A 4,902-nucleotide genomic window follows, 5' to 3' on the forward strand; every position below is an offset into this window, starting at 1 on the left:
CCAAGCGCAAAGAACAGCATCCCCGCACCGGAACCTTTACCTCTCCCAAACGCCTCTGCAAAAAATGAATCCACCGGCTGTGCTTTCATAAATGGCTCAAATACCCCGTCTACTAAATAGCCGCCTAAAGTATATCCCAGAGGAATCGAAAAAAACTGCAGTGTGTTTCTCGCCGCATATACCCGCCCCTGCATCGTCAGTGGAATGTAGTTTCGGAACAGAAACCATGTTGGCATTCATCAGCGGAACGCTGACCACATCCAGCACAGCACCACACACCAGACAGGAAGACTCCTGCCAAGAGCCAGGAAAAAATTTTCTGTACTCATAGCCATGAGCAATGCATTACATATAACCCCGACACGGCTTTGAGGCTTTGGAAGCATCGTCACCGCAATACTTCCTGCCAGCATGGCAAGACCTGAGACCATATTTACCATGCCATAGGCATTTTCACCTCTCCATCTACGATAACAGCATCGCCGGAAGCGCCGCGTTATACATGGAGGCAGTGAGGTTGATCGCCGCAAGAAATAAAATCAGATCCAGAATCCCCCGGTTATGTTTTAAATACCGCAGTCCGGACTTTGCCGCCTGCAGCACCTTCTCTTTTCCTTCTTCCGCGGGTTTCATATCCGGAACCTTTATTCCAAACATCAGTGTGCCGAAGGCCAGTCCAAAAGTGGTCAAATCAACCGCGATCACCGTCTGAATATTTGTAAATGCCAGCAGCCCGGTTGCAATGACCGGAGTTAAAATGCTGGTCAGCGAACTGGAAAACGTCCGCATTCCGCTTACCTTCTGATAGTGCTTCTTAGGCGTCAGCAGGCTGACTGTCACATCAGCTGCCGGCTGCTGGAAGGTATTCATCAGTCCATTCAGCGCATTTAGAACGTATAAATGCCAGATTTCCAGATTGCCGGTCTGCAGCAGTACCAGCACTGCCACTGTACAGCCTGCTGCAAAAGTATCACTTGCCAGCATGATGACTTTTTTGTTCCACCGGTCACTGAAAGCGCCTGCAAAAATACTCATCAGCACATAAGGCGCATAAGAGCAGACGGACAGCAGAGCTGTCGTAAGCGCCGACCCCTTATCCTGATAAGACCAGATGACCAGTGCGAAATTCGTCATTGAGCTTCCCAGAGTTGATAATGACTGCGTAGACCATAGCAGCAGAAAACTTTTCAGTTCTTGAAATGTAGCTTTAAAATTTTTCATTTTGACTTTGCTCCTTTGTTTCATTAAAATCAGCAGGAAACAGCAAAGTCTTATGGGCGAAATTTATCGGATCACTCTATGCAAAATGCCCACTTCAGACTTTGCACAGAGCTGCAGCAATGCATAATTTCATTTTCACACATTCCTCCTGTCATTTTGCTCCATTATAGCATGTACAACACATTTTTAAAACCTTATCACAACCTTCATACTGTCTTTTGACATGCTCGTCAGCACCGCTTCTTCCGCCTTCTCAACCGGGAACTGATGACTCACAAACTGTCCCCCGGCTTTAAAATATTGCCGTCAAAGTCAAGGGTTATGGAGCCCACCTCGTCGATCTCTTCAATGATAAATACATTTACATGCCCCTGGATAACAGGGTACGAAATATCAATTTCATTTTTAGTTCCTTTCTACTGGACACTCTCACCCTTGTAACTGTGTTTGTCCGTACCGCAGATTCCCGCCATGACCATTCTGTCGATGGCAGCCCCCTTTGGAGGACACCCGGAATTCACTCGGTGAAATCCCCTTGGTTTTTTAAATTGAATATAGAAGTTATTGATATTGGTATACCCTACTTTCCTCGCTATAGCACTGACTGGCATATCCGCCTGAAGCAGGAGTGCATGCGCCTCTCCGATTCTCCTGGAAATCAGGTACTGTATCGGTGCCATCCCAAAGAAATTTTTAAATTCATGGGAGATGTAATGCGTTCTGAAATACAGATCAGCCGCAATCGTCTCCAGCCCTGTTTTCATCGGTATATTTTTGCAGATTCAAGGGATAGATATAATTCAGAATCACACGCAGTGCAAACATGATAGTGTCAAAGCAGCGCATGCCTGATTCAAAATCGCCCTTTACTGCCTCTGCCCCGATCAGTTCAAAGCACTTTCGCAGCATTTCACTGTATTCAAAGCAATTAAACACCGGTGTGATGGGAGTCGGTAGTATCATATCCCTGTCAAATGGCGACAGGTGTATATCTGTAAGACCAATTGATACCTCCGAAAAGGGGGACTTACTCTGCCTCTCCGCCCTCACTATCTTAGGGTTGAACACTGTCAGGTCATTCCTGCCGGCATGGAAATTTTTATTTTCAATCTTGATCTGATTCTCTCCTTCCAGAATAAAGGACAGCACCCCAATCTCTTCATACATATGGAATGTATGTTCCCATCCGTGCTCCTGATCTGCGATAAATATCCATGCAACCTTCGGCACTTCAACGTTCTTAAACATTGAATAGGATCTAAAATCATACTGGTACTTTTCGTATTGATTCATCGGGATATGTATCATTTGCGTCCCTCCAACATTTTGGCAGCAGCCGAAGACACAGCCCAAAACAAACAGGACCGTGCCCCCTTGCGGACGTATTTCAGGCTGTCGGCAAACATCTGTGGTCTTCCCACACATTCGATCACGACATCAGCGCCTCTGTCCTTTGTAATCTGCTCAATAAATTCCACGCGTTCTTCGACCGTCGTTCCCGACACATTATAGGTATGCGTAGCGCCGAATTCTTTCGCCAGGTTAAGCTACCATTCTGAAGTAAAAATAAAAAGACAGGCGAACGAATTTGTAAACCTTTCGTTTGTCTGTCTTTTACCTAATCAAAACAAATTATAATATTGCTAATATGTACTGTAAATCCTCTTTTAATTGTTCTAATAGTTCTTTTTTATAGTCCAGAGTTATTTTTAAAACAGGTATAATTATGACACCCAGCGCAGTTAAAGAGCCCATTCATTTGTCAGGAAACACTTTTACTACAAGTTATAATGAATCTCCGTTACTTTAAAATCCCAGTAGCAATCTCCTTCGCCGCGGAAACCCGATCCCTGTTGTGTACATCATTCAGATAGATTGCAAAATAAGCATTCCGATCATCCAGTTTTGCAAATCCCACAAACCACGCTTCTCCTTCACTGCCCGTCCCCGTTTTTCCATAGACAGAACCGCCGTCCTCCACCTGCATGATCTTTTCCAGAATATCAATATCTTTATTGTCATACATGCCGTTTCCCTCAAAAATACCGGCAAGCACGCTCACCTGCTCAAGCGGTGATATCTTCAATGATGATCCTAACCAGAAACCATTCCAGTCCGCAGACGGATACTGTGTACCGTTATACTTCATCGTCACTTCTCGTTTTCTATCACGTTATTGTTCAGCCCCATCAGCGCTGTAATGATCTTAAAGGTAGAGCAGGGGGACGCTTGCTTCACACACATTTCCCGATTATAAACTTCAAATCTATCATCCTGAGGGTGCCAGATCACAGCACAGCCTGACAGTCCACCAAACACAGCATTGTAATCCACATTTTTATTAAGCAACCAGAAACTTTTCTTTTCATCGTACTCTCCCAGACTGCCGTTTTTCATATAGGCTTTAACACCTGTTAACACTAACCGGATAACAAAAAGGCCACGAATGTCTTATAACTTTTCCGCCTCATCTGATTGAACATTCAGCAGATACCTCTTAGCCGCAGCAGCGTCCGTAAACTGTATGTTTTTTCCTGACAAATAATATGCTGTATCGTTCCACTCACCGAGAGAATACACAGACTCTTCCAGTTCTGAAATATATCTCTGTGCTGCCTGCCTCCACGGACTGTATCTGAGATCCGACATATAGGGACTTCCAACCAAATCCCATAAATCATCCATCAGTCTTTTTACTTTCATTATATAATCCTCCACAGCCGAAGACGTTATTTTCCCCGTATAATGTTATCAATAATATGCAGTAATTCGAGTGCACTGCGATAATAAATCCTGTCTTTATATCCCCTGCCGAGTATATACCCCTGCCAGCTGTAGTTCTGCCAGTATAACGTCTGTACATAGACTACGGGATCCCTGCATGTGTGAAGAAGGTGAAAATTCTGCCACTCATCCTCCTCCCTGCGCCAGTCTTCCACTGAATCCAAAGTTCTTTTTTGCCACTTTGTTTCTGAGGTATTTCCCCGCAGGCAGCCTGAAGTCTCCCGCATTCCGAGCAAATCATAGATCTGTTCTATTTTCAGAAGCATGTCCCCATAGTTTGAAAAAGAAATTTTGTCCGAAATATGTATATTGGAGATCACACCTTTAGAATTAACACCAGACAGCTCACGAAATGTAACTGCTATCATCGCATCTGCTGCCTTGTACGTATTAGAATTGTCCAGTACAATGTTTTCTTTGTTCATTCATTACCTCCCGCATATATATTTTGAGGGTATTTGCGATATACTATTTTTGTAAAAGCCACAGGAGATTTTCGCAATATGATATATATTATTTAACAAATTTCTCTTTGGTTTACGCTGTTCTCAAAATATAAAAGGACCACTTTTGACGGCTTATTTTTTTGTATTTACAGCGCCAGTTCCATACGCTCCATGCTCTGGCGTATCCTTTCTGGCGTACAATGTGAATAATGTCTCAGTGTAATCTGGGGTGAAGAATGCCCGAGCACTTCACAGAGTACTTCATGTCCAATATTATGTTCCAGACAGCGGGTTGCAAAAGTATGCCGCAGCGTATGCATATGAACACCTTTGATATTCAGCTCATCGCAGATCCTTGCAAGCCTAAGCTGCATGGTACGAGTATCTCTGTAGCCCCCACTCATTCCGGCAAACAGGAAATCACAGGATCTGGCATTGTCTTCCTGCCACT

The 4,902-nt window shown here is 44.1% G+C and carries 9 protein-coding genes and 1 pseudogene; all 10 read right to left on the reverse strand.

Annotation, left to right across the window (positions count from 1 at the left end):
- Positions 1-236: pseudogene (locus tag MCG44_RS15050) on the reverse strand (MFS transporter); the annotation flags it as partial.
- Between the two features lie 229 nt (positions 237-465).
- Positions 466-1,221 carry an MFS transporter gene (locus MCG44_RS15055; protein WP_412531118.1) on the reverse strand — a complete coding sequence of 252 codons (756 nt, stop codon included), beginning with the start codon at positions 1,219-1,221 and terminating at the stop codon, positions 466-468.
- A 416-nt stretch (positions 1,222-1,637) separates the two neighbouring features.
- Positions 1,638-1,985 carry a helix-turn-helix domain-containing protein gene (locus tag MCG44_RS15060; RefSeq protein ID WP_240300042.1) on the reverse strand — a complete coding sequence of 116 codons (348 nt, stop codon included), beginning with the start codon at positions 1,983-1,985 and terminating at the stop codon, positions 1,638-1,640.
- Complete coding sequence (locus tag MCG44_RS00225; RefSeq protein WP_240286078.1) at positions 1,954-2,529, reverse strand: hypothetical protein; 576 nt, start codon at positions 2,527-2,529, stop codon at positions 1,954-1,956. Before MCG44_RS00225 ends, MCG44_RS15060 begins: the two co-directional genes overlap by 32 nt.
- Positions 2,526-2,762, reverse strand: coding sequence for a zinc-binding dehydrogenase (locus tag MCG44_RS15065; RefSeq protein WP_275891353.1), 237 nt, complete (start codon positions 2,760-2,762; stop codon positions 2,526-2,528). Before MCG44_RS15065 ends, MCG44_RS00225 begins: the two co-directional genes overlap by 4 nt.
- Before the next feature lie 260 nt (positions 2,763-3,022).
- Positions 3,023-3,370 (reverse strand): penicillin-binding transpeptidase domain-containing protein, encoded by a 348-nt coding sequence (locus MCG44_RS00230; RefSeq protein WP_240286080.1) that lies wholly within the window; start codon positions 3,368-3,370, stop codon positions 3,023-3,025.
- Between the two features lie 2 nt (positions 3,371-3,372).
- On the reverse strand, positions 3,373-3,618 hold the full coding sequence (locus MCG44_RS00235; RefSeq protein WP_240286082.1) for a penicillin-binding transpeptidase domain-containing protein: 246 nt from the start codon (positions 3,616-3,618) through the stop codon (positions 3,373-3,375).
- Between the two features lie 54 nt (positions 3,619-3,672).
- The gene (locus MCG44_RS00240) at positions 3,673-3,924 is read right to left on the reverse strand and encodes a hypothetical protein (protein ID WP_240286084.1); all 252 of its coding nucleotides are present in this window, start codon (positions 3,922-3,924) and stop codon (positions 3,673-3,675) included.
- Between the two features lie 26 nt (positions 3,925-3,950).
- The gene (locus tag MCG44_RS00245; protein ID WP_240286086.1) at positions 3,951-4,430 is read right to left on the reverse strand and encodes a hypothetical protein; all 480 of its coding nucleotides are present in this window, start codon (positions 4,428-4,430) and stop codon (positions 3,951-3,953) included.
- 167 nt (positions 4,431-4,597) lie between these two features.
- Positions 4,598-4,902: tyrosine-type recombinase/integrase (locus MCG44_RS15070; RefSeq protein WP_412531119.1), on the reverse strand; the 305-nt coding region annotated here is incomplete at its 5' end.

The organism is Lawsonibacter sp. OA9, from assembly GCF_022440585.1.